The sequence below is a fragment of the Pseudarthrobacter phenanthrenivorans genome, assembly GCF_036455295.1.
GTDB lineage: Bacteria > Actinomycetota > Actinomycetes > Actinomycetales > Micrococcaceae > Arthrobacter > Arthrobacter phenanthrenivorans_C.
The window spans coordinates 1-25,287 of sequence record NZ_JAYXNX010000028.1; the positions used below are offsets into that span (position 1 = coordinate 1).

At 66.3% G+C, this 25,287-nt stretch carries 24 protein-coding genes, 1 pseudogene and 2 riboswitches; of the genes and pseudogenes, 14 read left to right on the forward strand and 11 right to left on the reverse strand.

Features of this window, described 5'->3' with window-relative positions; genetic code table 11:
* Window positions 1-86: 86 nt before the first annotated feature.
* Window positions 87-629: a TspO/MBR family protein gene (locus VXJ37_RS20585; protein ID WP_331324862.1), complete on the reverse strand. Its 543-nt coding sequence runs from the start codon at window positions 627-629 to the stop codon at window positions 87-89.
* A 121-nt stretch (window positions 630-750) separates the two neighbouring features.
* On the opposite strand from VXJ37_RS20585, the gene VXJ37_RS20590 reads away from it, so the two are divergent.
* The 3 genes from VXJ37_RS20590 to VXJ37_RS20600 all read left to right on the forward strand — a co-directional run bounded on the left by VXJ37_RS20590 (window position 751) and on the right by VXJ37_RS20600 (window position 4,843).
* Window positions 751-1,884, forward strand: coding sequence for a lipid II:glycine glycyltransferase FemX (locus VXJ37_RS20590; protein ID WP_331324863.1), 1,134 nt, complete (start codon window positions 751-753; stop codon window positions 1,882-1,884).
* Window positions 1,885-2,004: 120 nt separating this feature from the next.
* Window positions 2,005-3,321, forward strand: coding sequence for a peptidoglycan bridge formation glycyltransferase FemA/FemB family protein (locus tag VXJ37_RS20595; RefSeq protein WP_331324864.1), 1,317 nt, complete (start codon window positions 2,005-2,007; stop codon window positions 3,319-3,321).
* A 34-nt stretch (window positions 3,322-3,355) separates the two neighbouring features.
* Complete coding sequence (locus VXJ37_RS20600; protein ID WP_331324865.1) at window positions 3,356-4,843, forward strand: threonine/serine ThrE exporter family protein; 1,488 nt, start codon at window positions 3,356-3,358, stop codon at window positions 4,841-4,843.
* A gap of 20 nt (window positions 4,844-4,863) precedes the next feature.
* On the opposite strand, the gene VXJ37_RS20605 is transcribed toward VXJ37_RS20600, so the two are convergent.
* Together VXJ37_RS20605 and VXJ37_RS20610 are read right to left on the reverse strand one after the other, a co-directional pair.
* Window positions 4,864-5,703, reverse strand: a complete 840-nt coding sequence (locus tag VXJ37_RS20605; RefSeq protein WP_331324866.1) for a siderophore-interacting protein — start codon at window positions 5,701-5,703, stop codon at window positions 4,864-4,866.
* 14 nt (window positions 5,704-5,717) lie between these two features.
* Window positions 5,718-6,488, reverse strand: a complete 771-nt coding sequence (locus tag VXJ37_RS20610) for a uracil-DNA glycosylase (RefSeq protein ID WP_331324867.1) — start codon at window positions 6,486-6,488, stop codon at window positions 5,718-5,720.
* 94 nt (window positions 6,489-6,582) lie between these two features.
* Between VXJ37_RS20610 and VXJ37_RS20615 the strand changes: the two genes are divergently transcribed.
* The 6 genes from VXJ37_RS20615 (at window position 6,583) to VXJ37_RS20640 (ending at window position 12,277) form a co-directional block, all read left to right on the forward strand.
* Window positions 6,583-6,912: a DUF3263 domain-containing protein gene (locus VXJ37_RS20615; RefSeq protein ID WP_331324869.1), complete on the forward strand. Its 330-nt coding sequence runs from the start codon at window positions 6,583-6,585 to the stop codon at window positions 6,910-6,912.
* A gap of 51 nt (window positions 6,913-6,963) precedes the next feature.
* On the forward strand, window positions 6,964-7,584 hold the full coding sequence (locus tag VXJ37_RS20620; protein WP_331324870.1) for a LytR C-terminal domain-containing protein: 621 nt from the start codon (window positions 6,964-6,966) through the stop codon (window positions 7,582-7,584).
* A 65-nt stretch (window positions 7,585-7,649) separates the two neighbouring features.
* The gene (locus VXJ37_RS20625; RefSeq protein ID WP_141943519.1) at window positions 7,650-7,856 is read left to right on the forward strand and encodes a cold-shock protein; all 207 of its coding nucleotides are present in this window, start codon (window positions 7,650-7,652) and stop codon (window positions 7,854-7,856) included.
* Window positions 7,853-9,124, forward strand: a complete 1,272-nt coding sequence (locus VXJ37_RS20630) for an ABC transporter substrate-binding protein (RefSeq protein WP_440589838.1) — start codon at window positions 7,853-7,855, stop codon at window positions 9,122-9,124. The genes VXJ37_RS20625 and VXJ37_RS20630 overlap by 4 nt, the downstream gene beginning before the upstream one ends.
* Before the next feature lie 289 nt (window positions 9,125-9,413).
* Window positions 9,414-11,048, forward strand: coding sequence for a chaperonin GroEL (groL, locus tag VXJ37_RS20635; RefSeq protein WP_110543978.1), 1,635 nt, complete (start codon window positions 9,414-9,416; stop codon window positions 11,046-11,048).
* Window positions 11,049-11,185: 137 nt separating this feature from the next.
* Window positions 11,186-12,277: a ribonuclease HI family protein gene (locus VXJ37_RS20640; protein ID WP_331324871.1), complete on the forward strand. Its 1,092-nt coding sequence runs from the start codon at window positions 11,186-11,188 to the stop codon at window positions 12,275-12,277.
* Between the two features lie 13 nt (window positions 12,278-12,290).
* On the opposite strand, the gene VXJ37_RS20645 is transcribed toward VXJ37_RS20640, so the two are convergent.
* The 7 genes from VXJ37_RS20645 to VXJ37_RS20675 all read right to left on the reverse strand — a co-directional run bounded on the left by VXJ37_RS20645 (window position 12,291) and on the right by VXJ37_RS20675 (window position 19,959).
* Complete coding sequence (locus VXJ37_RS20645) at window positions 12,291-12,578, reverse strand: WXG100 family type VII secretion target (RefSeq protein WP_091718423.1); 288 nt, start codon at window positions 12,576-12,578, stop codon at window positions 12,291-12,293.
* A gap of 127 nt (window positions 12,579-12,705) precedes the next feature.
* Complete coding sequence (locus tag VXJ37_RS20650; protein ID WP_331324872.1) at window positions 12,706-14,235, reverse strand: sensor histidine kinase; 1,530 nt, start codon at window positions 14,233-14,235, stop codon at window positions 12,706-12,708.
* Window positions 14,236-14,237: 2 nt separating this feature from the next.
* Window positions 14,238-14,948, reverse strand: coding sequence for a response regulator transcription factor (locus VXJ37_RS20655; RefSeq protein WP_331324873.1), 711 nt, complete (start codon window positions 14,946-14,948; stop codon window positions 14,238-14,240).
* A gap of 73 nt (window positions 14,949-15,021) precedes the next feature.
* A complete protein-coding gene (locus VXJ37_RS20660; RefSeq protein ID WP_331324874.1) occupies window positions 15,022-15,522 on the reverse strand; it encodes a DUF427 domain-containing protein in 501 nt (166 codons plus the stop codon).
* A 55-nt stretch (window positions 15,523-15,577) separates the two neighbouring features.
* Entirely contained in the window at window positions 15,578-17,224 is a 1,647-nt protein-coding gene (locus VXJ37_RS20665) for a DNA repair helicase XPB (RefSeq protein WP_331324875.1), read from the reverse strand.
* Between the two features lie 13 nt (window positions 17,225-17,237).
* Window positions 17,238-19,715 (reverse strand): helicase-associated domain-containing protein, encoded by a 2,478-nt coding sequence (locus VXJ37_RS20670; RefSeq protein ID WP_331324876.1) that lies wholly within the window; start codon window positions 19,713-19,715, stop codon window positions 17,238-17,240.
* Between the two features lie 10 nt (window positions 19,716-19,725).
* Complete coding sequence (locus VXJ37_RS20675) at window positions 19,726-19,959, reverse strand: hypothetical protein (protein ID WP_331324877.1); 234 nt, start codon at window positions 19,957-19,959, stop codon at window positions 19,726-19,728.
* 243 nt (window positions 19,960-20,202) lie between these two features.
* On the opposite strand from VXJ37_RS20675, the gene VXJ37_RS20680 reads away from it, so the two are divergent.
* Window positions 20,203-20,586 carry a cold-shock protein gene (locus VXJ37_RS20680; RefSeq protein WP_018762148.1) on the forward strand — a complete coding sequence of 128 codons (384 nt, stop codon included), beginning with the start codon at window positions 20,203-20,205 and terminating at the stop codon, window positions 20,584-20,586.
* Window positions 20,587-20,592: 6 nt separating this feature from the next.
* Window positions 20,593-21,111: a DUF3027 domain-containing protein gene (locus tag VXJ37_RS20685; protein ID WP_331324878.1), complete on the forward strand. Its 519-nt coding sequence runs from the start codon at window positions 20,593-20,595 to the stop codon at window positions 21,109-21,111.
* A gap of 61 nt (window positions 21,112-21,172) precedes the next feature.
* Here VXJ37_RS20685 and serC read toward each other — a convergent pair whose 3' ends face one another.
* The gene (gene serC / locus VXJ37_RS20690; protein ID WP_331324879.1) at window positions 21,173-22,303 is read right to left on the reverse strand and encodes a phosphoserine transaminase; all 1,131 of its coding nucleotides are present in this window, start codon (window positions 22,301-22,303) and stop codon (window positions 21,173-21,175) included.
* A 271-nt stretch (window positions 22,304-22,574) separates the two neighbouring features.
* Between serC and VXJ37_RS20695 the strand changes: the two genes are divergently transcribed.
* From VXJ37_RS20695 to VXJ37_RS20705, 3 genes and pseudogenes are all read left to right on the forward strand, one after another.
* Window positions 22,575-23,276: a metal-dependent transcriptional regulator gene (locus VXJ37_RS20695; RefSeq protein ID WP_331324880.1), complete on the forward strand. Its 702-nt coding sequence runs from the start codon at window positions 22,575-22,577 to the stop codon at window positions 23,274-23,276.
* Between the two features lie 139 nt (window positions 23,277-23,415).
* A riboswitch (cyclic di-AMP (ydaO/yuaA leader) is annotated at window positions 23,416-23,627 on the forward strand.
* Between the two features lie 4 nt (window positions 23,628-23,631).
* Complete coding sequence (locus VXJ37_RS20700; RefSeq protein ID WP_331324881.1) at window positions 23,632-24,459, forward strand: M23 family metallopeptidase; 828 nt, start codon at window positions 23,632-23,634, stop codon at window positions 24,457-24,459.
* A 128-nt stretch (window positions 24,460-24,587) separates the two neighbouring features.
* Window positions 24,588-24,766: riboswitch (cyclic di-AMP (ydaO/yuaA leader) on the forward strand.
* Window positions 24,767-24,848: 82 nt separating this feature from the next.
* Window positions 24,849-25,287, forward strand: a pseudogene (locus tag VXJ37_RS20705) (NlpC/P60 family protein); the annotation flags it as partial.

A 25,287-nucleotide genomic window follows, 5' to 3' on the forward strand; every position in this document is an offset into this window, starting at 1 on the left:
AAACAGCCATGGGCGGCCTCGCCGTCAACGTCGTCGAATGCTGACCGTTCCCCACCGCAGCGGGGGGATGTCGGCACACGGCTGAGCTAGTTGTGGGCTGCCGCCCACCAGTTGAGGCTGGCTGCGAACACCAGCCATGAGACGTATGGCAGCAGGAGCAGTCCTGCCGTCCGGCTGATGGGACCGAAGTACATCACGGTCACCGCGACGGCGCCGATTAGGGTGAGGATGATGGCCAGCCCCAGCCACAGTGCCGGCGTGCCCAGAAGGGGATAGAGCGCGAAGAACGCCGGCGTCCAGGCGAGGTTCAGGACCAGCTGGACGGTATAAGCCGTCATGGCCCGGCGGGTACCGGCGCTGCGCTTGCGCCACACGAGCCAGGCGGCCACCGCCATTGCTGTGTACAGGATGGTCCAGACTGGCCCGAATACACCGTTGGGCGGGGACCAGGGTGCTTTGTCCGCAGTGGCGTACCAGCCCGTGACGTTCGCCGCGGACGCCAGTCCGCCCACTCCCGCTACCACCAGGGATGCCACCAGGAACCCGGCAAGCGCTGCCACCTGGACCCCGGCACCGTACGCCCGCCCGTTCTCCACGGCGGCAGTGTTTTCGTCCCCATCCGGTCTCATACCCCAACCCTTGTTGAATGCCGTTAGCCGCGTCAAGGCATGCGTCCTCCAGCCTGGGGAGCACCTGCCGGGCGGGCCGGAGCAAGGCAGGGAGCGCATCAGGCTTTAGACTTGAGGCTGCATGTCCGCACGCATCCAGAAGTACCGAAACCGCGCACAAACCCGATTGGACACGGCCCCCTTGCGAGAATTCACCGCACGTTTTGCCACAGCCGAGGAAATTGAGAACTGGGACAAGCACGTCACGGCCAACCCAAACGGCGGCAACATGCTGCAGTCCGCCGCGTACGCATCCGTCAAGAACGGAAGTGGCTGGAAGGTCCTGTTCCTGGTGCTGGAAAGCGGCGGAAGCTCCAGCTACAACCTGGTGCTGGAAAAGCGGTTCCCCGTCCTGGGGCGGCTTTGGTACCTGATCAAGGGCCCCGACGTCGCGGACCCCGCAGACCTGAAACCAGCCCTCCAAGCGTGCGCGGCTTTCGTCCGCAGCCGCAAACTGAACGTCTTCACCATCAAGGTGGAGCCGGACATCATCGACTCCGGGGCTGCACAGGAAGAACTCCAGGCCGCCACCCTGGTCAAAGCGCCCAACATCCAGTCCAATGACTCCACCGCACTGCTGGATATTTCCGGGACGGAGGAGGAAGTGTTCAAAGCCATTTCCTCCCGCGCCAGGAACGCCGTCCGGCGCGCAGAACGCGAAGGCTGCCAGGTGGTACGGCAGGAACCGGGCCCTGAGACCTACCGTGCGCTCTACGAACTGATGGCCGATACCGTTAAGGCCAAGGGTTCCATGCCACTGCGCAGCTACGACTACTACGCCCGGTTCTGGGACGAGTTCTGCAACCGCGGCCAGGGCAACTTCTTCTTCACCTACGAGGACGGGAAACCCAGCGTCGGGGCATTCGTCATCAACTACGGCGCCAAAGCCACCTACAAGGACGGCGGTTCCACCCAGAACCGGAAGCAGTACGGGGATTCGCACCTGGTGCAGTGGACTGCCATCCGGCGCATGCAGGAACTCGGCTGCACCGAATACGACTTCTGCGGTACCCCGCCGGCCGCCCGCATCAAGGACAAAACCCACAACCTGTACGGAATGGGCATGTTCAAGACCAGCTTCACCAAAACTGTCACTGACTTTGTGGGCTGCCATGATTACGTCCTGTCCCCGCTCCGTCACCGGCTTTGGGTGAACGGCGGAGAAAAGGTCTTCCGCCGGATTGAGACCGCCCGCACCGGCCAGCAGTTCTACTGACCACCTCCGGCAGCAAAACCATCGAGCCCCGCAGGGCCCGCCTTCACCCGCAGGGCCCGCACGAACACCGTCCGTCCAGCGCGTGGCCCCAGGCCGCGAAGAGTCAGAAGAGGTCACCCCTTGAATCCAGTTTCCGCCGCTACCGGGCTTGAATACGCCAACCTCAGCGACGCGGACTTTGAGGCCTTCGCCCTGAAGCATCCGCAGAACAGCTTCCTGCAGTCCATCGATTTTGCCCGCTTCCAGCGCTCCCGCGGCCAGCAGGTTGAGCTCTTCGGCGTCCGGCGCGACGGCGAACTCGTGGCAGCGGGAAAGCTCAACTACACCACCACCCGGCTGGGCTACACGGTCTGTGAATGCGCCAAGGGGCCCCTCATGGACTACACGGACCGCGAACTGGTGGGCGGCGTCGTCGAACTTCTCCGGAAGCATGCTGCAGGCCGCAAAGCCGCTGAACTGAGGATCTCACCCAATATCCGGTACATAGCCCGGGACGAGGACGGCGCCGAGCACCCCGACGTCGAGGACAACCGGCCGCTGGTGGCGGACCTGGAAGGACTCGGATTCCAGCACCAGGGCCTGGACATGAACTTCGTCAACGTCAACTGGATGTTCATCAAGAACCTGGTGGGCATCCAGGACGCTGAAGAACTGATCATGGGCACCAGCTACCGCACCCGGAAGGCCATCCGCAAGGCGGAGAAGAACGGCGTCTTCCTGGAGCAGGCCACCCTGGAAACGCTGGACGAGTTTTACGGAGCCCTGAGCCGGGCCGGGGACGAAAAGGGATTCGTCTACCGCGAACGCGGGTACTACGAGCATCTGCTGCGCACCACGTCGCCGGAATTCACCAAGCTCATGATGGCCAAGATCGACATCCCGGCCTACCGGAAGTCCATCACCGAACGCCTGGCAGCGGAGTCCGCCACAGCGGCCGACCTCCGGCGCGAGGTGGAGGAAACCGGCAGCAAGAAAAAAGCCAACCGGCTCAAGGTGGTCCAGGACCTGGTGGACAGCTACGAGCGGAGCCTGAAGGACATTGAACGGTTCCCCGACTCCGTGGGTACCGCCACCGTGGCTGCCATCCACTTCGTTTGCTATGGCGACGAGGTGGTGTGCGTAATCGGCGGCACCGTCCAGGACTACATCTACTTCAACGGCGCAACCTCGCTCTACTGGGGCATGATGCTGCACGCGCTGGAAAAGGGGTACCCGCGGTACAACTTCTACGGCACTTTCGGCATCTCCGGCCAGGACGAGGAAGGCCACGGCGGCTACGAATTCAAGAAGGGGTTCGGCGGGGAAGTGGTCCAGCTGGTGGGGGACTTCGTCCTGCCCGTCCGTCCCGCCGTCTTCCACGCCAACCGGCTGGCCAGATCCGCTGCCGCCGCTGCCCGCACCCTGCTGGGCAAGTTGCCGCTGCAGCGCGCAGCCTGACAATCCACCAACCGCGCACAGGGAGGAAGCGGGCATGAGCAACCGGCCCGAACGGCCAGGATCCAGGCCGAAGACTGACGGCCTGCCCAAAACTGAGCCGCTGACCCCTGCGCAGCTCCGGCAGGATGCGGCCGCCAAGAGGATGCTGCGCCGCCTGGTGCAGGGCGAAAATCCGCCCACGGCGCCCCTGAGCATCGTGGACCGGCTGGCCGGCAGTCCCTACGCAAACCCCACCATCCAGGTGGGTGGCGTGGACACGTCCGCGCGCAAAACCCTGGACTTCGCCCTGCATCTTGCCGAGACCATGTTCCGCTACGGTGCAGGCGCCCTGGAAGTGGAGACAAGCATCATCGCCGTCACGGCCGCACTGGGTTTGAAGAACATCGAAGTGGACATCACCAATCAGTCCGTGGGGATCAACTACGCCCCCAAGGACCAGACACCGATTGCCCTGCTGCGCGTGGTCCGGTCCTGGACCAACAACTACGCGGGCCTTGCCAAGGTCCACCAGCTGGTAACGGACATCGTTGCCGGCGGCGTGGGCCGTGATGAAGCGATCCGCAGGCTGAACGACGCCATCACCAGCCCCAAGCCGTACCCCCGCTGGATGGTCACGGCCGCGTTCGGTGTATTCGCCGCCGTGTTCGTGGGCGTGCTGGGCGGCGGACCGGTGTCATCCTTGATCGCGTTCGTTGCCAATATCGGCATCAGCCTGCTGGCCCGGCAGCTGGGGCGGTGGCGGGTTCCGGACTTCTTCATCACCGCCAGTTGCTCGTTCGTGGTCACCATGCTGGCGCTCCTGCTCTGGCAGTTGGGGCTCACCACGTCACCCTCGATCGTGGTGGTGGGCGGCATCCTGCTGCTCCTGCCCACCGGGCGCCTGGTGTCCTCGGTGCAGGACGCCATCAACGGCTTCCCGGTGACGGCCGCGGGACGCTTCCTGTCCACGCTGCTGACCTTCGGCGCCATCGTGGCGGGCATCGCGGTCGCGTTCGTCGTGGGGGAGCTGACCGGCCTGCAGCGCATCGACGTCACTCAGACCTTCCCGCCCGCCTACGACCTCTGGGTCCTGACCCTCTTCGTAGCCGCGGCCGTCATGGCCATCGGCGTTACGGAGCAGACCACCTGGCAGCTCCTGCTGCCCACTGCCGCCGTCGGGGTGGCAGGCTACCTGGTGCTGCTTGGCTGCGGCCAGCTGGGAATCGGCGACCGGTTCTCGCCGGCCATTGCCGCGGTCGTCATCGGCCTCCTGGCCAGGGTGGTGGCCCTGCGGATGGGGGCCCCGCAGCTGGTGGTGGCAGTCCCCGCCGCGCTGATCCTGCTGCCGGGCCTGACAATTTTCCGGTCCATGTACGTGCTCACGGTTGAGGAAACCGAAATCCTGGCCGGTGCCGGTGGAATGCTCAGCGCCGGCGCCATTGTGCTGGGAACGGCCGGCGGAATCGTCCTGGGTGACGTCCTGGCCCGTCCACTGACCCGCAGCCTGGCGAGCAACGAACGGCGCCGGGCGCGCCGCCGCTGACAGTCGGACGCGAAGCCGGCCTAGATCTGTCCGACGGGCAGTTTCTTCTCCGCCTGGAACACATCCTCCACCCGGCCCTGTGCCCAGTAACCGGAGAGAGATACCTGCCGTCGCTCCAGGCCGCGCTGCTTGAAGAAGACCTCGCGCAGCGCCTTCATGTAGCCACGTTCTCCGTGCGCAAAGACGTCCACCGTGCCGGCGGGCCACTGGGCGTCCGCCACCGCCTTGACCAGTACATCGCTGGAACCGGCGGGAGCGCCGTTGCGCGGCAGCCACCTCATGTCCAGACCGGCGGGGGCGGCAATGGACTGGATGTCCGCTTCGGAACCGACCTCCAGGAACGCCAGCCCGGTTGCGTCCCCCGGCAGCGACTCGATGCATGCCCCCATGGCGGGCAGCGCCGCTTCGTCGCCGGCAAACAGGTACCAGTCAGCGTCCGGGTTGGGGTTGTAGGCGCCACCCGGTCCGGTGAAGGTGAGCGTATCGCCAGGCCGGGCGTTGGCCGCCCACGGACCTGCCAGCCCTTCGTCGCCGTGGACCACGAAGTCGATGGCCAGCTCGCGGGCATCCGGATCCACCCAGCGCAGGGTATAGGTGCGGGTGAACGGCCACTGTTCGCGCGGCATGGTTTCCCGGACCTCCCAGAGATCAAGGGGGGAAGGGTAGTCAACGCCCGGCTGGGGGAAGACGATCTTCACGTACCGGTCCACGAAACCGTTGTTGGTGAAATCACTGAAGCCGTCTCCGCCCGCCACGATCCGCACCATGTGCGGGGTCAGCTGCTCCTTGCGCAGCACGGTCAGGTTGACCTGGGGTCGGCTCTTCTTGGTCGCGCTGGTAGCGGCAGGGACAGTGCTCATAAGGCAAGCCTAAGCTAGGGCAACGGCGGGAGCTCCCAGGTTACGTCCGGCGCACCTTGTTCGCGCAGCAGTTTGTTCACGCGGCTGAACGGACTCGAGCCAAAAAATCCGCGCGAGGCGGACAGTGGGCTGGGATGGGCGCTGGCAACGACGGGCGCCCCGCCCAGGAGCGGGCGGACGGACTCGGCTTCCTTGCCCCATAGCACCGCCACCAGCGGCATCCTTGACCCGTCCGGTGCCTTGCGGGCCGCCAACGCCGTGACTGCCGCCGTCGTGATCTCCTCCCAGCCCTTGCCCCGATGGGAACCCGCGGCCCCGGCCCGGACGGTGAGCACCCGGTTCAGGAGCAGCACGCCCTGCTCCGTCCACGCCGACAGGTCGCCGTGGACCCGCGGCGGAATCCCCAGGTCCGATTCCAGCTCCTTGTAGATGTTCACCAGGCTGCGGGGGATGGGCCGCACGTGCGGCTCGACGGAAAACGACAGTCCGACGGCGTGTCCCGGCGTGGGGTAGGGATCCTGCCCCACGATGAGGACCTTCACCTCCCTGAGGGGCTGGCGGAAGGCGCGCAGGACGTTCGACGGCGCCGGCAGGACCTGGTGCCCGGCCGCCTCTTCGGCTGCAAGGAAGGACAGTACCTTCCGGAGTTGGTCCTCCACGCCGTGGAGCGCCTCGCCCCAGTCCGGGGCCATGAGCCCGGCCAGCGGCAGCCGGGCAAGGTCGGCGAAGCTGACGTCGTCCGCGGGGGACTGCTGGAGCTCGAACAGCGCATCCGATTCAAACATCGTTCCATTCTTGCAGGCGCCCAAATGACACTGGTGTTATTCGGCGGCTAGCATGGGGGTAAGACATTTACCGTAACCAGCGAAGGAGTCTGCCGTGGCGGAACCGGCCCGGGAACACCTGCCGGAGCAGGAATCGCGGAAGTCCCTCCTGGCGGATTTCAGCCTCCGTGAGTCCTCCCTCTCGGAGCGCGAGCAGCAGATGCTGGCCCTGGAACGGCAGTGGTGGAAATACGCGGGAGCCAAGGAACAGGCCATCCGCGAACTGTTCGATCTCTCGGCCACCCATTACTACCAGCTCCTCAACTCCCTGATTGACCGCGAGGACGCACTGGCCCACGATCCCATGCTGGTCAAGAGATTGCGTAGACTACGTACGTCGCGCCACCGCGCGCGCACCGCCCGGCGCCTGGGATCCGACGCTTAAGACGCCCCAGTCCGGGACACCAGCCGCAATCAACAAGGATGTCCTTCCACCATGACCAGATACGCCCGCGATGAATTCGACAAGGTCCCGGAGGCCGCGTCGCGACAAGGTGTCCACCGGACGGCCTCGGCCCCGTCCCGCGTGCGGCTGTGGCCCATCCTGGCCGTAGGAGTGGCAGCCCTGGCCATCGGCCTGGTGTCCTTCCTGATCCTTCCCAAACTCGGATTCAACACCACCGCCAGCCAGGCATCGGCCAGCGTGGAGTCGGCCCCGCTGGCAGGCACTGGATCCAGCTCTTCGCCTGCACCGTCTGCCACGCCGTCTCCCTCTTCCGTACCCAGCCAAAGCGATGTGGCCGCGCCTGAGCCCTCGGCGTCCGCAACCCAGCAGGCCGTCGTCGATAAGACCCAGCCAGTAGCTGTCTACAACGCGGCAGGTACCGCTGGCCTGGCCAGCCGGGTGGGCGCTGCTGTCCAGGCCGACGGGTGGCGGCTCGGCCCGGTGGGCAACTGGTCCGGCGCTCCGCAGAAGTCCTCCGTCATCTTCTACGCCGGCCCCCAGCAACTGGTAAGCGCGCAGGCACTCGCTGCGCTGCTGAACATTCCCACCGTGGTGAACAGCACCCAATTCCAGATACCGCTCGTGGTGGTACTGGGCCCCGGTTACCGGTAGCCGCAACGCCCCCCAGTTACGCTGGTCCGGTCCCGCCCGGCACCCAACGGAAAGAGTTGTTCATCATGGCACTGGGAACCGTCAAATGGTTCAACGCTGAAAAGGGCTACGGCTTCATCACCGTTGACGGCTCCAGTGATGACGTGTTTGTCCATTGGTCGGCGATCCAGGGGGAGGGCTATCGCGCCCTTGAGGAGGGCCAGCGGGTGCAACTGGATATCGGCGAGGGCCAGAAGGGCCCCCAGGCCGAAAACGTCCGGCCCGTCCAGTGATTCCGGTTCATCGCCCCGCCGCCCGCGTCCGGTCCGCGCTTGCCGTCTCGCTGGCAGCAGTCCTCTCCGTTACGGCATGCGCCGGCGCCGGAGGAAATGCCAGGGTCCAATCGGCCGAGGCTTCCGGCGATGGGGTCCTCCGCGTGGGCCTGCTCCTGGACAACAGCGGCGCCAACGCCTTCCTCAACGCAGCCCAGCTGGCTGCTGCCAAGGTGGCCATCCAGGAGATCAATGCGGCGGGCGGCCACAAGGGGCGCCCGGTGGAGCTGCTCCCCGTGCACCCGGAGCAGGACACCGCCGCCCAGGCCAAGGGCCTGGTGGACGCCAAGGCCGACGTCGCCATCGGGCCCACGGACTCCGGCCACGCAGCCGCTGCCACCGACGTCCTTTCCCGTGCACATGTGCCTGTCATTTCACCGGCCAACACCGCTGCGGCCCTCTCCACCAGGGCCAGTGGCGGCTACTACTTCCGGACGGCCGCAGCCGACGTCGCGCAGGGCCCCGTTCTGGCCAAACTCGCCAAGGACGGCGGCGCCGCCACCATCAGCGTGCTCTACCAGGAAGGCTCCTACGGCAAGGAGGTCTCCGCTGCGGTCACCGAAGCCGCCCGGGGCTCCGGGCTGACGGTCCTCCCGGCAGCCGGCTTCAAGCCCGGCAACGCCGCCGACGCCGCGCACTCGGCCGCCAAGGCCACCCCTGATGCTGTTGTGCTGGTCGCCCGCGACGGCGCCCAGGACGCCTTGGCTGAGCTGCACAACGCCGGCGTCGCCGGTTCGAAGCTCATCCTCAGCGACGGCGGTTTCGCCCGTTACGGATCCGGGTTGGGGTCCGGCGTCCTCGACGGCGCCCGCGCCATTGTCCCGGGCCAGCTGCCCACGGCCGCTTTCCAGGCAAAGCTGCTGGCGGTGGACCCTACCCTGAAGGACGTCTCCTACGCGGCCGAAACCTTCGACGCCGTAACACTGGCGGCCCTGGCAGCCGCCCGCGCCCAGGACGACGCGGGCCGCTCCATAGCAGCCAACCTCATTCCCGTATCTGGCGGAACGGGAATTCCCGGAGCCGGGACCCCGTCGGCCCCCTGCATCAGCTACAAGGAGTGCCTGGGCGGCCTTGCCGCTGGCCCGGACATCAATTACGACGGCGAATCCGGCCCCGTTGCCTTCGATTCCAACGGGGACATCACCTCGGCCGTTTTTTCCGTCTTCAGATACGGCGCGGACAACAACCCTGTCCCGGCGGGCCGTGAGACGGCCGGACGCGCCGGCTGATCGCCCTGGGCGAAGCGCCCCTTGCAGAGCCTGCAATGGGCGCCCTATCGCTTGCACTCTCACCTGGGGAGTGCTAATTATTGAGTTAGCACTCTGACGTACCGACTGCTAAGCAAAGCCTGGTCCCGGCCGGCGGCGCACTGCACCGGTCGAGGAGCGAAAGAAACACCTTACTTCAGTGAGATCCCACCACGGGGGCATACAGAGGCCGCCGCCAAAGGATCGTCCGTCGCGGGCACTGCAGCGAAGGTTCATTCTTAACGACTGTCCCGAAAGGACTATTGCCGTTATGGCCAAGATCATTGCATTTGATGAAGAGGCACGCCGCGGCCTTGAGCGTGGCCTGAACACCCTCGCCGACGCCGTTAAGGTCACCCTCGGCCCGCGTGGACGCAACGTCGTCCTCGAAAAGAAGTGGGGCGCCCCCACGATCACCAACGATGGTGTTTCCATCGCCAAGGAGATCGAGCTGGACGACCCCTACGAGAAGATCGGCGCAGAGCTGGTCAAGGAAGTTGCCAAGAAGACTGACGACGTTGCCGGTGACGGCACCACCACGGCAACGGTCCTTGCACAGGCGCTGGTCAAGGAAGGCCTGCGCAACGTTGCCGCCGGCGCCGACCCCCTGTCCCTCAAGCGCGGCATCGAGAAGGCTGTTGAGGCCGTCACCGCCGAACTGCTGAACTCCGCCAAGGAAATCGAAACCAAGGAAGAGATCGCGGCCACGGCCTCCATCTCCGCCGGTGACGACGAGATCGGTGCCCTCATCGCCGAAGCCCTGGACAAGGTGGGCAAGGAAGGCGTCATCACGGTCGAGGAGTCCAACACCTTCGGCCTGGAGCTCGAGCTCACCGAAGGCATGCGCTTCGACAAGGGTTACATCTCCGCCTACTTCGTCACCGACGCAGAGCGCCAGGAGACGGTCCTTGAGGATCCCTACATCCTGATCGTCAACTCCAAGATCTCCAACGTCAAGGAACTGGTTGCTGTCCTGGAAAAGGTCATGCAGTCCAACAAGCCGCTGCTGATCATCGCCGAAGACATCGAGGGCGAAGCCCTGGCCACCCTGATCGTCAACAAGATCCGTGGCACCTTCAAGTCCGTAGCCGTCAAGGCTCCGGGCTTCGGCGACCGCCGCAAGGCCCAGCTGGCTGACATCGCTGTCCTCACCGGCGGCCAGGTCATTTCCGAGGAAGTTGGCCTCAAGCTGGAGAACGCCGGCCTGGAGCTCCTGGGCCAGGCCCGGAAGGTTGTTGTCACCAAGGACGAGACCACCATCGTCGAAGGTGCCGGCGACGCAGACCAGATCGCAGGCCGCGTTTCCCAGATCCGCGCCGAGATCGAGAACTCCGACTCCGACTATGACCGCGAGAAGCTGCAGGAACGCCTGGCCAAGCTGGCCGGCGGCGTTGCAGTCATCAAGGCAGGTGCCGCTACCGAGGTTGAGCTCAAGGAGCGCAAGCACCGCATCGAAGACGCAGTCCGCAACGCCAAGGCTGCAGTTGAGGAAGGCATCGTCGCCGGTGGCGGCGTGGCCCTGATCCAGGCCGGTGCCAAGGCATTCGCCAACCTGCAGCTGTCCGGCGACGAAGCAACGGGCGCCAACATCGTCCGCGTTGCCATCGACGCCCCGCTGAAGCAGATTGCCTTCAACGCCGGCCTCGAGCCCGGCGTGGTTGTCGACAAGGTCCGCGGCCTGCCCGCCGGTCACGGCCTGAACGCAGCAACCGGTGAATACACCGACCTGCTGGCTGCCGGCGTCAACGACCCCGTAAAGGTGACCCGCTCTGCCCTGCAGAACGCGGCTTCCATTGCCGGCCTGTTCCTCACCACCGAAGCAGTAGTGGCTGACAAGCCGGAGAAGGCTGCTGCCCCTGCCGGTGGCGACGACATGGGTGGCATGGGCGGCATGGGCGGCTTCTAAGCTTCCCCGCCGGGACCTGTCCCGCCAGATACAGAAAGTGCGGCCCCCTCTTCGGAGGGGGCCGCATTTTTGTCGTGGCCTGGCCTGGGATGCGCCGGTGCCAGCCCAATGTCAGCTGCTTCTGGCAGGATGGACCGGTGACGATTACTGCAGCGGCTGACGGTTCGGCCTTGGGCAACCCTGGTCCGGCCGGATGGGCCTGGTATGTGAATGATGATTGCTGGCGGGCAGGAGGGTGGCCGCACGGGACCAACAACCAGGGGGAGCTGATGGCTGTCCTTGATCTCCTGCGCGCCACCGCGCACCTGCCCGGGGAAGACCTGCGCATCCTGTGCGACAGCCAGTACGTGATCAACTCCATCACCAAGTGGATGCCGGGCTGGAAACGCAAAGGCTGGCGCAAGGCCGACGGAAAGCCCGTCCTGAACGTGGAACTGCTGAAGGAACTCGACCGGGAGCTGGCCGGCCGCAGCTATACCTTTGAGTGGGTCAAGGGCCATGCCGGGCACGACCTCAACGAGGCCGCCGACGAACGGGCCAGGGCTGCCGCCACGGCATACCAGCAGGGCGTTGCGGCCAGGTCGGGGCCTGGATTCCCCGGCGCGCACCACCCGGGCCCACAGCAGGCGGACCCCCGCCGGGAGGCGGCCTCGATGCGCACTGTGAACGCGCAGCAGGCATCCGGTGTGGGCCTGCCTCCCGCCACGCGGGATATCCCGGGCAAGCCGGCCTCCGGCCCATCCACGCCGTCCGGCGGAAACGCGCCTGCAGCCGGCAACGGGCGGCCCGCTGCCGGGCCGGTTTCTGCCTTCGAGGAACTCGACCTGTTCAGCGAACTGGACGATGAGGCCCTTGAAGTGGCTGAGGCCACGGGGCATGGAGGTGCTATCGCGCCGGAGGCGCTGGTGGAAGAGCTCGAACGCGAGCTGCTGGGGCCGCTGGTACGCGGGGACATCGGCCGTACCGCTGTCCTGCTCCACCCGGACTTCATGGAGATCGGCAGTTCAGGAAGGGTCTGGACCCGCGACGCCATGATGATGGCACTGGAAGAAGACCCCGGCGAACGCACGGACATCGAGATCCTCGGTGCTGAACGCATCGGCACCGGCGCGGTACTGCTGACCTACCGAAGCTTCGCCCGCTCCGGCACGACGCTCCGCAGCTCGCTGTGGGTCCTGGACGGCGGCCGGTGGCGGCTGCGCTTCCACCAGGGCACCCCGGAGGCGTAAGAGGGGCGAGCCGTCAGCTGAAGCGCTGCGTATTTCCCTGCTCCGCCTGGGCATAGGTGGCAGCCGCTGAAGCCAGTGCCGCATTGATGGACGCCAGGGAAGCCTCCACACGGCCCTGCGTGATGGTCCATTCGGTGATGAGGGCCTGGAAGTTGGTGGCTGCGGAGCCCCGCCAGGAGCCCTGCAGTTCATCAAGGCCCCGCTTCATGGTCTGGACGTCGGTGCTGATCCGGTCCACGGTGGCCTGCACGCTGGCGGACTTCAGCTGCAGCAGTTCGGTGTCGACGGAAATGATGCTCATGGCTGTGCCTCTCACTACGCTCACAACGGCGGGAAGGTAGGCAAGGCGTACCGCCCCCGGGCCCGGCGGTTCCGGACTGCTGGGACGAGCCTACGGAGCATTCGCACGCGCCTCCATGGCGGGAAGGCTATATGTGGATAACCGACCCGTCGCTGCCCTTGGCCCGGGCCTTACTGCCATGCGTTGCTTCCTGCCCGTCGCCGTCCTCCTGCCCGTCCCCGTCGCCGGGGCGTGGTGTGTCCTCCCGGCGCGGAAGGCTGACCACCAGGGTGGCGCCGCCGCCATCAGTCTTTTCCACCCGGACGGAGCCGCCGTGGGACCCAACGATGGCGGCGACGATGGCAAGGCCAAGGCCGCTGCCGCCCGTCTCCCGGGTGCGGGACGTGTCAGCCCGGTAAAAGCGTTCAAAAACCTTCGCCGCATCGTCCTCCGAGATCCCGGGCCCGTGGTCCCGTACCTCGATGACGGAGCGCTCCTCGCCGTCGTTCGCCCGCACCCCGACCGCAAGTTCGATGGGGCTGCCCACGGGGGTGTAGCGCAAGGCGTTGCCCACCAGGTTCCCCACCACCTGGCGCAGTTTGGCCTCATCCCCCAGCACGGGGGCCGGTGCCGCCGTTCCGCCGTCGAGCCCGGTCAGCGTGATCACCCGGGAACGGTCGCTGGCCTGGGTGTCCACGACGGCGTCATGGGCTATGAGCTGAAGGTCCACCGGTTTCTGCTGCAGCGGCCGCTGCTCGTCAAGCCGGGCCAGCAGGAGCAGGTCCTCAACCATGGAGCCCATGCGCTTGGCTTCGCTTTCAATCCGGTTCATCGCCGTTGCAACGTCGTCGTCCGTGGCCAGGGCGCCGTGCCGGTAGAGCTCTGAGAATCCACGGATGGTCACCAGGGGAGTGCGCAGTTCGTGCGATGCGTCAGCGGCGAATCGGCGCATCCTTGCCTCGGAAGCTGTCCTGGCCGCAAAAGCCGTCTCGATATGCGCCAGCATGGCGTTCAGGGAACTGCTGAGCCGGCCCAGTTCGGTGGTGGGGTTCTCCACCTCCACGCGGCGGGAGAGGTCACCGGCGGCGATTGCTGCAGCGGTCTTTTCCACCCTGGCTAGCGGCCGGAAGGCCCGCGAGACGGTCCAGCTGGCAATGAGCGACGCCAGCAGCAGCGTCAGCAGTCCCACCCCGGTGACCACCAGGGTGGCATGCTTGAGGACGTCGTCAACGCTCTCCAGGGGCAGCCCGATGACCACGACGGCGGTGGACTGGCCGTTCTGGACCGTCACCGCCACTACCCGCCAGTTTTCGCCGTCTGTTCCGCGGACCTGGAAGGGAGCAAGCCCGCGTGCCTGGGCCTGGTCCACGCTGATGGCGCTGATGTCCGGATGGTCGTCGGGATCGCCGCCGAACGTGTACGGCTGCTCGCCCGGGGCGAAGAGCATCAGGGAATAGTCGGTGGGAATCGAGCTCGGTGCCTGCAGTTGGGTGAAGGAGCGCTGCTTCCGGGCAGAGTCGACCGCGGCATTCAGTTTGTCGTCCACCTGGCCCTGGAGGTAACTGTGGAGCAGCGTCAACGTCACTGCCCCGGTCACCGTCAAGGCCACGATCAGCAGCGCCATGATCATGGCCACCAGCTGCGACCTGAGCGAGGCTGACTTCCACCGCTTCAGCAAGGTCAGCGCTTTTCAGCCGTCCGCAGCACGTAGCCTACGCCGCGCTTGGTCTGGATCAGGGCCGGCGCCTCGGGGTCGATGTCGACCTTGCGCCGCAGGTAGGAGATGTAGGACTCCACGATGGACGCGTCACCGTTGAAGTTGTACTCCCAGACGTGGTCCAGGATCTGCGACTTGGACAGCACCCGGTTGGGATTGAGCATGAGGTATCGAAGCAGCTTGAACTCGGTAGGGGAGAGTTCGATGACGGTGCCGCCGCGCCGCACCTCGTGGGCATCGTCGTCGAGCTCGAGGTCGTCCACGCGGATGATGGCGTCGTCATCCAGCAGGGGCTGCGTCCGGCGGAGAACCGCCCTGATGCGTGCCACTACTTCATCCAGGCTGAACGGTTTGGTGACGTAATCGTCGCCCCCCACCGTCAGGCCGGTGACTTTGTCCTCTGTGTCGTCCTTGGCCGTGAGGAAGAGGACGGGGAAGTGTTTTCCGGAGGCCCGGAGCCGGCGCGTGACGGTGAAGCCGTCCATGTCGGGAAGCATGACGTCCAGTACGGCCAGGTCAGGGGCATGCGTATCGGCGGCAGCAAGGGCGTCACGCCCGTTCGCGGCTGAGACCACTTCAAAGCCTGCGAACCGCAGCGACGTGGAGAGGAGCTCGCGGATGTTGGGTTCGTCGTCAACGACGAGCAGCCTGGCTTCTGGACCGTTCTTGTTCATGCTCCCATCATGCTCCCAGTCTCTGGGAGTTGTCTGGATATTCGTTGTGAGCATAATGATGGTGCGCTTGTACTTACCAGTCCATTGTTCCGGGCTCTCCTTTGAAGGGCCCCACCACGCGGCTGGTGATCCAGCCGCCGTAGAAACGGCCCGGCTGCGCGGTGACGCGTTCGCCGTCCACCTCGCAGTAGTCCATCCTGGCCGGATAGACGGCCACCCTGCCGGCCAGCGCCTCGAACCCGGCAGCGGGTTCGGGGTAGGACCAGGCGGCGCCCTCGGCCTCCTTCCCGCCGCCGCGCACCGTCAGGTACGTTGCCGCGCCCTTGAACTCGCAGAAACTGCTGCCTGCGGCGTGCTCCAGTGCGCCGGGGGCAAAAGCCGACTGCGGGAGGTAGTAGACCGGAGGATGGCTGGTCTCCAGGACACGCAGGGAATCCGTGGTGTCAAGGATCAATTCGCCGCCCAGGACGATCCGGATCCGTTCGCTGCTGGGTTCGATCCGTGGCGGGCGCGGGTAATCCCAGACCGACTCCTGGCCGGCCCCGGGGACGGCCCGAACGATTCTTATAGTCATGCTTCCAGTGTGCGACCCGGCCGTGCTTTCCGCACCAGGGAATGCACGCCGCCGCCTAATCGGTGGCGTGCACGTCCTTGGCATCCATGATCCTGTAGGCGTACCCCTGTTCTGCCAGGAACCTTTGGCGCTTGGCAGCGAAGTCCTGGTCCAGGGTGTCCCGTGCCACCAGGGAGTAGAACCGGGCGGCGCGGCCGTCTTTTTTGGGCCGCAGCAGCCGCCCCAGCCGTTGTGCCTCCTCCTGCCTGGACCCGAAGGAACCTGAGACCTGGATGGCCACGGAGGCTTCCGGAAGGTCGATGGAGAAGTTGGCCACCTTGGACACCACAAGTGTCTGGAGCTCGCCCGCGCGGAACGCGTCAAACAGCTGCTGCCGCACCTTGACGGACGTGTCGCCCTTGATCACCGGGGCGTCCAGGCGCTCGCCGAGCTCGTCCAGCTGGTCGATGTACTGCCCGATCACCAGCAGCTGCTCACCGGCGTGCCGGCCCACCAGCTGCTCCACCACCTGGGTCTTGGATTCCGAGGTGGCGCACAGCCTGTATTTGTCCGCGTCGTCGGCCATGGCATAGGCAACGCGCTCGTCCTGCGGCAGGTCGACGCGGACCTCCACGCAATCCGCCGGCGCGATGTAGCCCTGGGACTCGATGTCCTTCCAGGGCGCGTCGTACCGTTTGGGTCCGATCAGGCTGAAGACTTCCCCTTCCCGGCCGTCCTCCCGGACCAGGGTGGCGGTCAGCCCGAGCCGCCGGCGTGCCTGCAGGTCCGCAGTCATTCGGAAAATGGGGGCCGGCAGGAGGTGGACCTCGTCGTAGATGATCAGCCCCCAGTCGTGCCCGTCCACCAGTTCAAGGTGCGGGTAGATCCCGCCGCGCTTGGTGGTGAGGACCTGGTACGTGGCGATCGTTACCGGGCGGACCTCCTTCACGGCGCCGGAGTATTCGCCAACTTCATCTTCGGTGAGGGACGTCCGGCGGATGAGTTCATCCTTCCATTGCCGGGCTGCCACCGTGTTGGTGACCAGGATCAGGGTGGTGGTGGAACCGGTGGCCATGGCCGCGGCCCCCACCAGGGTCTTCCCCGCACCGCACGGGAGTACCACCACTCCGCTGCCGCCGGCCCAGAAGTTTTCGCTGGCAAGGCGCTGGTACGGACGCAGTGCCCACCCGTCCTCGTTGAGGGATATCAGGTGCGGGGTGCCGTCCACGTAGCCGGCCAGGTCCTCCGCCGGCCAACCCAGTTTCAGCAGCAGTTGCTTGAGCTGCCCGCGCTGTGACGCGTGGACCACCACCGTCTCGCCGTCGATCCTTGGTCCGAGCAGCGGCGCGATCTTCTTGGCCCGGATGACTTCCTCCAGCACGGGATAGTCATCGGTGCGCATGACCAGGCCGTGCCTTGGGTCCTTTTCGAGGCGCAGCCGGCCGTACCGGGACATGGTTTCGGCCACGTCCACCAGGAGCGAATGCGGCACGGGGAAACGGGAGTACTTCAGGAGAGCGTCCAGCACCTTTTCCGCGTCCAGTCCGGCGGCCCTGGCATTCCAGAGGCCCAGCGGGGTCAGGCGGTAGCTGTGCATGTGCTCGGGGGCCCGCTCCAGCTCCGCGAACGGCGCGATGGCGTGCCGCGCCTCGGTGGCCAGTTCATGGTCCACTTCGAGGAGGATGGTCTTGTCGCTCTGGACGATCAGGGGTCCGTCGGTCAACGCGGGGATTCCTTTACTGGCGCAGTTCCTCTGCGGCCTCGATGTCGATGATGCGGTGGACAGAGAGGACCCGTTCGGTGTCCCTGGCAGGATCGAACACGCGGACGCGGCCGCCGCTCACAGATAGCGGAACAACGATCTCCAAGCTGGCATTCCCCAGGTTGTCCACCACGTTCATCTGGATCCGCTGCTTGAGCCGGATGGCCCTCTGGAGGGCCTCAAGCCCCAGCTGGGTGGCTGCCTCGCTGCCGGCCGCCGCGCCAGGAAAGTGCCCGACGGCGCCACCCGCCCTGCGGAGGACCTCCAGCTGGGCTTCAACATCCTCGGCCGGGGGCGCCATCCGCGGTGCGGTATAGACCGGGCGGAGGTTCTCCCGGGGTGCCGACTGGTGGCGGAGCTGCCCGGGGGTCCCAGCGCCATCGACGGAGGGGGACAGGCCCAAGTTGCGGAGCGCCGCGGCAAGTTCACGGGGCGGGGCGGTGGACGTGACCACCGTCGGGGCGAGCATGGCCAGGCCAAGCTGGGCAGCTTTGGGCCCCGCCACGAGGTCCCGGAGCGCGGCCTCGTCCTCACTCTGGATGAAGCTGACGGACTGTCCCACACGGAGCCTGCCGTGCCGCGACGCGGTGTCTTCCACGAGGTATTCCAGCGGCTGCGGAACGGCGGTGGCCGAGTGTTCGCGGAGGAACGCCAGGAGTCCGCCGGCATCGTAGCCGTGGTCCAGTGCCCGCTTGATCGACTCGGCGGAGAAACGGTAGATGGTGGCAGGGCCCTGTCCCTCGGCATCGGCCATCACCAGGAGCTTCTCTGTCAGTCCGGGGGAGAGGTAGCCCGGGGCTACCGCGGTGAGGTCCGCCTGCAGGAGAACATGGTTGAGGGCAGCGGGCAGGTGTTCGCCCAGAATGGCCAGGGCGGCGTCGGGATCGTCTTCGGCGAATGCGCTGCCCAGCTGGCTCAGGGCGCCCGACCCCACCAGGCCCAGCATTTCGGCCTCGGAAAGGACGCCGCGGATCAGGGAGCTGAAGCGCCGCGCCATGCGCGGCTGGGACCACTCCGCGCGCTGCAGGACGGCGGCGGCATCAAGGACGGGCGCCGCACCGTCCCCTTCCGCGGCTTCCCGGGTCAGCTCGTCCAGGATCTCAAGGATGCGCTTGCGGACCACGGGGGCGTCGGGCCGCTGCGCGCCGGCGGACAGCGCCGGGATGGTGGTGCCGGAGGCGGACCTGCCGGACGGGGCCCGGGGGGCCGGGTTTGCCGGTTGGCCCACCATCGATGGCACGCGTTCGCTCGCCAGCCAGGCGTTCACCAGCCACAGCCATTGTTCCTGCCGCGGAAGCACCAGCCACTCCAGTTGCGGTGGCTGCACCCACGACGAGGAGTCGACGTCGAGGTGGATCAGGCCGGCCAGGCCGCACAGTTCCAGCAGGCGGCCCACCGTTGCCTGCTCAACCCGCAGACTGTCCGCCAGCCGGCGCAACTCACGGACACCCACGCCACCGGTGCGCAGCGTGGGCAGCGGGTGCCCTGCAACGGCGTGAAGCAGTTCGGACACCAGCCGCAGGGTTTCCGAGATTGCGCTCAGGGCTGCGTTCCTGCGCAGTGCCGCGGTGGTCCGGCCGAGCTCCGGAACCGGCGGTGCAAGGGTGAAGTCGTCAATGATCGCGCCGCCGCGAAGGGCCAGTCCCACGCTGTGCGGCAGTTCCACATGTGCCGCATCCAGGGGCACCAGCAGTCCGCGGGCAAGGAGCCAGTCAATGGGCCCGACGTCGGCCCCTTCCGACGTGACCGATGCCTTCCGTTGCGCCTGGGGGACCGCACCCATGGCCCAGTTCCGGAACTTGGCGAGCAACGCCGTCGTGCGCTCCGGAGCGTGGGCGAGGATATCCTGCAGTGCCTCCGGCGAAGACGTCCAGTGCTGCAGCGACAGCGCGGCTTCCATGGGGGTGGTGGCGTTATGGACGGCAAATCCCGTGCGGTGCAGTTCCGAGACCAGCTGCACTGCCCGCTGGGCGAACGCCGGCTGCAGGCGGACCAGTTCCGTGTAGCTGCGGCCCAAGCCAGCCGGGTAGATGCCCACCACGTCCTTCAGGGAGCCCACGGGCAGGTAGAAGCGCTGCCCGGCGGAAGTGGAAGGGGTGCCGTGCGGGGGAGCGCCCGGATGCACCAGGGCAAGCTCCTGCAGGGACCGCAGGATCTCCTCAATGATGGCCAGGGACGAACCGCGGATCAGGTGGTGCAGGCCCTCCGCGGAGGCGCTGTGCCCGGTGTCGGTGTTGGTGCACAGGTGCAGGGTTTCAAGGACCTGCATCTGGGGCCGGTTGAGCCGCTCAAGCGCCCGCTGGACGCTGACCCGGGAAGTGGCCCGTGCGGCCAGGGCCGCGAAGTCCGGAACGGAGGGGGAAATAAGGTCCGGCCGCGCGGCGAAGAGGGCACGCAGCGAATCGTCGGTGCGTGCCTCCAGGTCCTTGCCGAGCGCACGAATAAGGGACATCAGTCCAACGTTACCGCTGCCCGGCCCTTCCGGACCGGCGCCGGGCTGCCACACCGTCCAGGACCAGCAGGAGCATCAGGATGAAGGCCACCGGCAGGCCGTAGAGGGCGGTATAGGTGATCCAGGTGGGTGCCACGGATCCGGCGAACGCAAGGGCCATGACAGTTCCCACGGCCCCAAGGGAAAGCACGGCAATAACAGCGGCAAGGATCATCAGCGGGCGCCGGTAACGCAAGGATGTCATGGTGGCAACGCTACAGCGGCCAGGTGGATTCCAGCGAAGCCGGGGCAGCGGGCCGGGGCGGCCTGCCTTGCGCCTGGGGCGGAACAATGCCTTTGGAAGCATGAACTGGGCACGCGGCAGGATAACCTTGAAGGATACAGACCAACACGGTTTGCGCGTGCCATACCTTGAACCCGCACAACAATGCGGATGCGGTGGCAGGCGGCCGTGTCTCATGACAGCAGAACGAAGAAGGTTGATTACGTGCCTACCGGCAAGGTCAAGTGGTATGACAAGGATAAGGGCTTTGGGTTCCTCGCGGGGGAAGACGGCCAGGAGGTATTCCTGCCCAAGTCGTCGCTGCCTGAGGGCGTAACGGAGCTGAAGGCCGGAACCCGGGTGGAGTTTGGCGTGGCGGATGGCCGCAAGGGCGCCCAGGCGCTGGGCCTGCGGGTGCTGGACAAGACCCCGTCCATTGCCAAGGCCAAGAGGCCCAGCGCCAAGGACCTCGCTCCACTGGTGCAGGACCTGGTGACCGTCCTGGACAACCTTTCCGGGACCCTGTCCAAGGGCAAGTACCCGGACGGCAACAAGGGCAAGGCCATCGCGGCCGCCCTGCGCAAGGTTGCCGACGAGCTGGACGTCTAAGCGCCGATGAATCCCCAATCTGACCAGCCGGGCACGCCAGTGCAGGAGCAGGCTGCCAAGACTCCGCCCAAGCGCAAGGCAGGCGTGCCGGTGTGGCGCACGGGCAAACCGGACGCCTTCCTGGCCGCTGCTGTTGATGCCGCCCGGACCGCGGTGGAAAGCATCACGCCCGCCGCCACGGTCGGCGCCCACCTGGCTGCGAAGAGCGAAGGGGACCGGCTGGTCACCCACCTGTTCGAGTCCCGGTTGCCCGGTTACGCCGGCTGGCAGTGGTACGCGGTACTGACCCGCAACTCGCGTTCCAAGGTGGTCACGGTCAACGAGCTGGGCCTGCTGCCGTCCGAGGATTCCATCCTTGCACCGGAGTGGGTGCCGTGGGCCGAACGCGTCCGCCCCGAGGACGAGCAGCAGCAGGAGCCCGACGAGGGACAGCAGGAAGAACCTTCCGCTGTGGAAGACGGGTCCGTGGATGAAGGGCGGTCCGACGACGGCGCGGAGCCTTCGGACGCTGCAAGGACTTCCTGACCACACACGAACGGCGCCGCCGGGACCAACCCGGGCGGCGCCGTCGTACGTTAACCGGCTGCTACTTGCGCAGTTCGCCCACTACGTAGTCGATGCTGGCCAGCAGGGCCGATACGTCGTCGGGCTCGATGGCCACGAAAGTGGCGATGCGCAGCTGGTTGCGGCCCAGCTTGCGGTAAGGCTCGGTATCCACAACGCCGTTGGCGCGCAGGACTTTGGCTACGGTGGCGGCATCCACCGATTCGTCGAAGTCGATGGTCGCAATGACGTTGGAGCGTTCCTCGGGGTTGGCTACGAACGGGGCGGCAAATTCGGACGCTTCCGCCCAGCTGTAGATCCGGCCGGCGGAATCGGCTGTGCGGGCCGCCGCAAAGTCCAGGCCGCCGCTGGCGTTCAGCCACTGGACCTGGGCGTCCAGGGTCACCAAGGTGGACAGCGAAGGCGTGTTGTAAGTCTGGTTCAGGCGGGAGTTGTCGATAGCCGTCTGGAGGTCCAGGAAATCCGGGATCCAGCGGCCGCCGGCCTTGATGCGGGCGGCACGTTCCAGGGCGGCGGGGGAGAAGAGGCCGAGCCACAGGCCGCCGTCGGAGGCGAAGTTCTTCTGGGGTGCGAAGTAGTAGACATCGCTCTGGGCAACGTCCACGTCCAGGCCGCCGGCGGCCGAGGTGGCGTCAATCAGGACCAGCGAGCCCTCGTCGGCTCCGGACACCCGCTGGACCGGGGCGGCAACGCCCGTTGAGGTCTCATTCTGCGGCCAGGCATAGACGTCCACGCCGGACTCCGCCCGGGCTGCGGGCCGCGTACCGGGTTCGGACTTGATGATGGACGATGCGTCCAGGAAGGGTGCCTTGTTGGTGGCTGCAGCGAACTTCGACCCGAACTCGCCAAAGGACAGGTGCTGGGCTTTCTTCTCCACGAGGCCGAAGCTCGCAACATCCCAGAACGCGGTGGAGCCGCCAACGCCGAGGACCACCTCGTAGCCCTCCGGGGCGCGGAAGAACTGGCTCAATCCTTCACGGATGGACCCCACCAGGTTCTTCACCGGTGCCTGGCGGTGGGAGGTGCCCAGGATGGTCTTGGATGCTGCGGCCAGGGCATCGATCTGTTCCTGCCGGACCTTAGACGGGCCGGCCCCGAACCGCCCGTCTTTGGGCAGGAGGTCGGCAGGGATCGTGATGCTGGTGTCGCTCACAGGTGCTCCAATTCGGCAGGGACGGGGGCTTTGGTCCGGACAGTCTGGTGATGGGTTGCCGTCGGCGGCGGCTGCGCTGTTGGCCCTCCCATTCTGCCTGAACAGCCGCGGCGGGCGGGAACCGGCTGCTTCAAAGTCCAGACACTGAGACGGGACAGCCCCAGCTATTCGGAGTAAATCAAAATAGGCTAAGCTTTTCCCCGGACTACCTCGCGGGAACAGGCGGTACGGTGGGACAACGCAAGGTACTGCGCTCGAGGAGCTGAGCTGGATGACGGATCTGATCGACACTACGGAGATGTACCTCAGGACCATCCTGGAGCTTGAGGAAGAGAACATCGTTGCCCTGCGGGCCCGTATCGCCGAGCGTCTGCGCCACTCCGGGCCCACAGTTTCCCAGACCATCGGCAGGATGGAACGCGACGGACTCGTGGTGGTCTCCGGCGACAGGCACCTGGAACTGACGGACACGGGCCGCAAGCGAGCCACTGAGGTAATGCGTAAGCACCGGTTGGCCGAACGCCTGCTAGCCGACGTCATTGGTCTGGACTGGGCCTACGTCCATGACGAGGCCTGCCGCTGGGAGCACGTCATGAGCGAGCGGGTGGAGCGGCGGATCTACGAGATGCTGGACCGGCCCACTGAGTCTCCGTACGGCAACCCCATCCCGGGGCTGGCAGCCCTCGGCGGACAACCGGGACCGGGCTTTGCCGATGGCGCAATCAGCCTCGTGGAAGCGATGAAGAGCTACGGGCCTGCCTCCGGGGTAACGATCAGCCGGCTGGCCGAACCAATCCAGGTGGAGCCGGAACTGCTGGCACAGCTGGACGAAGGTGGCATCCGGCCCGGCGCTGCCGTGGCCCTTGAGCGTGTAGGCGACTACATCTCCGTCCGCGTGCCGGGAATTGAAGGCGCGCTGGAGCTCCCGCCGGAGGTCGCAGCCCATGTTTTCGTCGCCGTCCGCCAGTCCTGACTGGGGCAGCGCATACCCCGTGACAGCCCTTCCACGCAAAGATAACGGAATTGTTACCTAGGGCCTTAAGCCCCTATAGTGGAAGCAATCGTTGATACTTAAGCGTTACCTGATCCGGAGCCGAGCTCTGCCAGCGGATCAGGTGCACGAGTCGTAACTGGCAGAGGCGGGGGAACCACAACCGGCAGCGGGGGACTGCCTTGGGGTGAAGTCCGTCAGCAGCAAGCCTCTCCAGTGAAGGATTCTTCCGGGAATACCCCTGTGCTGAAGCTTGCCGGTGGCGGGCCGGGTCTTTGATCTCTCTGACCCGAATCCGACAGCTAACTCCGCAGGCTTTTCCAGAGAGGAACCCTTCTTGACCACGCAGACCCCCAGGGGACGCCGCCGCGCGGCCGGCGCCCCTTCGGCACCCCGGGTTGTCGAAGGTGCCGCAACGGAGCGCCCCCGCGACCTCCACCGCGACGCCCGGCGCCGGCGGGGTCCGTTCCGGCAGATGACGGAGTTTGCCGCCGCCAGCGGCATAGGCCAGAAGGCCGGGATTGCCCTTGCCGCCACCGGTCTCGCCCTGACGGTGGCCATGCCCGCCACGAGTCCGGTTATGGCGACGGATGCGGCCGGCTCCGCCCCCCTGGCGGCATCGTCGGTCAGTCCGCAACCCCAGATTTCCGCGGATATTGGTGCTCAAATCGATTTCAGCCGCTCTGCAGTGGTGACCCAGGCGGACCCGGACGGGAAGCTCAAGCAGCTCCTCAGCGCCCAGTCGGCCGGCTCCGTGACCCGTGCCGCTTCCGCCGGTACGCTCTCGGCGCCGCTCGCCTCGCTTGTGACCGCTTCCCCCTTCGGGTACCGGGTCAGCCCCATTACCGGAGGTGCCGGCGACTTCCACCGTGGGCAGGACTTCGTGGCCCAATGCGGGACGCCTGTTATGGCTGCCGCAACGGGCACCGTGACTTTCGCAGGCTGGCACCAGTTCGGCGGAGGAAACCGTGTGGTCATAGACCATGGCAACGGGCTGGAGACCACCTACAACCACCTGTCGTCCTTCAAGGTAAAGGTGGGGCAGACCGTGTCCAGGGGAGACGTTGTGGCCCTGAGCGGTACCACGGGCGCCTCCACGGGATGCCATCTGCACTTTGAGGTCCAGGTCAACGGCGAAGTGGTCGATCCGATGGGCTGGCTGTAACTGTATGATTGCCAACTCTCAGATCCGGGTAACGTGCCGTGACCTGAATGTGACATTCAAGCAGAACTCCTGTACCGTCTAACGTGCGTCAACTTTTCCGAAGTTGACGCTCTTGAGTGGATTGCCTAACTCTGCCACCGCTCAAGGTCCGTTCGCATTTCATCGTCTGGCAGGGGCGGGGGAACCAATTTCGGCCTTCTCTCCAGAAGGCCTTGGGGTTAAGTCACAAGCTTCCCAGGAAGCAGCGTGGCCGGGTGACTCCCATCCGAATCCGACAGCTCACCTCGCAGGCATTGGGAGAGGCTACCTTCGTGTCTTCACGCCATCATTCTGCGCGCCACCGTGCCCAAACAGTGCGCACCAACCCCTTGGATGCCGTATCCAGGGCCATGACTGCAAACGCCGGAACCGTAGGCCGCCAGGCTGCCGTTGTGGCCGCCGCGTCGGGCCTGGTTCTGAGCATGGGCCTGCCGGCCACTGCAGCTGACACCACTGCCGGTGTCTCCGCTTCCACAGAGTCCGGTTCGGCGCAGACGTCGCTCGCCGTGACCGCTGCCCCCACCGCCACGGTTTCCTTTGAGCGGCCCACCGTCCAGACCACCGCTGCTCCGGCTCCCGAGCCCCAGGTTGCGGTGCAGGAAGCTGCCCCCGCAGCCCAGCCGGCTGCTGCTGCTGCGAAGGTCACGACGGCAGTTGCCACCGACTCTGCTCCTGCCGCCCGCCCGTCGGCCAGCGGCAAGGGTGCTGCCATCCTGGCCGCGGCTTACGCCCAGCTGGGCGTGATGCAGGACTGCACCATGCTGGTCACCAACTCCCTGGCCGCCGTCG

Coding starts and splice junctions, on each gene's coding strand:
- groL (WP_110543978.1), top strand. CDS start 9,414: ATGGCCAAGATCATTGCATTTGATGAAGAGGCACGCCGCGGCCTTGAG.
- VXJ37_RS20655 (WP_331324873.1), bottom strand. CDS start 14,948: ATGAACAAGAACGGTCCAGAAGCCAGGCTGCTCGTCGTTGACGACGAA.
- VXJ37_RS20610 (WP_331324867.1), bottom strand. CDS start 6,488: ATGTTTGAATCGGATGCGCTGTTCGAGCTCCAGCAGTCCCCCGCGGAC.
- VXJ37_RS20585 (WP_331324862.1), bottom strand. CDS start 629: ATGAGACCGGATGGGGACGAAAACACTGCCGCCGTGGAGAACGGGCGG.
- VXJ37_RS20600 (WP_331324865.1), top strand. CDS start 3,356: ATGAGCAACCGGCCCGAACGGCCAGGATCCAGGCCGAAGACTGACGGC.
- VXJ37_RS20685 (WP_331324878.1), top strand. CDS start 20,593: ATGAATCCCCAATCTGACCAGCCGGGCACGCCAGTGCAGGAGCAGGCT.
- VXJ37_RS20645 (WP_091718423.1), bottom strand. CDS start 12,578: ATGAGCATCATTTCCGTCGACACCGAACTGCTGCAGCTGAAGTCCGCC.
- VXJ37_RS20695 (WP_331324880.1), top strand. CDS start 22,575: ATGACGGATCTGATCGACACTACGGAGATGTACCTCAGGACCATCCTG.
- VXJ37_RS20660 (WP_331324874.1), bottom strand. CDS start 15,522: ATGACTATAAGAATCGTTCGGGCCGTCCCCGGGGCCGGCCAGGAGTCG.
- VXJ37_RS20625 (WP_141943519.1), top strand. CDS start 7,650: ATGGCACTGGGAACCGTCAAATGGTTCAACGCTGAAAAGGGCTACGGC.
- VXJ37_RS20670 (WP_331324876.1), bottom strand. CDS start 19,715: ATGTCCCTTATTCGTGCGCTCGGCAAGGACCTGGAGGCACGCACCGAC.
- VXJ37_RS20675 (WP_331324877.1), bottom strand. CDS start 19,959: ATGACATCCTTGCGTTACCGGCGCCCGCTGATGATCCTTGCCGCTGTT.
- VXJ37_RS20605 (WP_331324866.1), bottom strand. CDS start 5,703: ATGAGCACTGTCCCTGCCGCTACCAGCGCGACCAAGAAGAGCCGACCC.
- VXJ37_RS20590 (WP_331324863.1), top strand. CDS start 751: ATGTCCGCACGCATCCAGAAGTACCGAAACCGCGCACAAACCCGATTG.
- VXJ37_RS20620 (WP_331324870.1), top strand. CDS start 6,964: ATGACCAGATACGCCCGCGATGAATTCGACAAGGTCCCGGAGGCCGCG.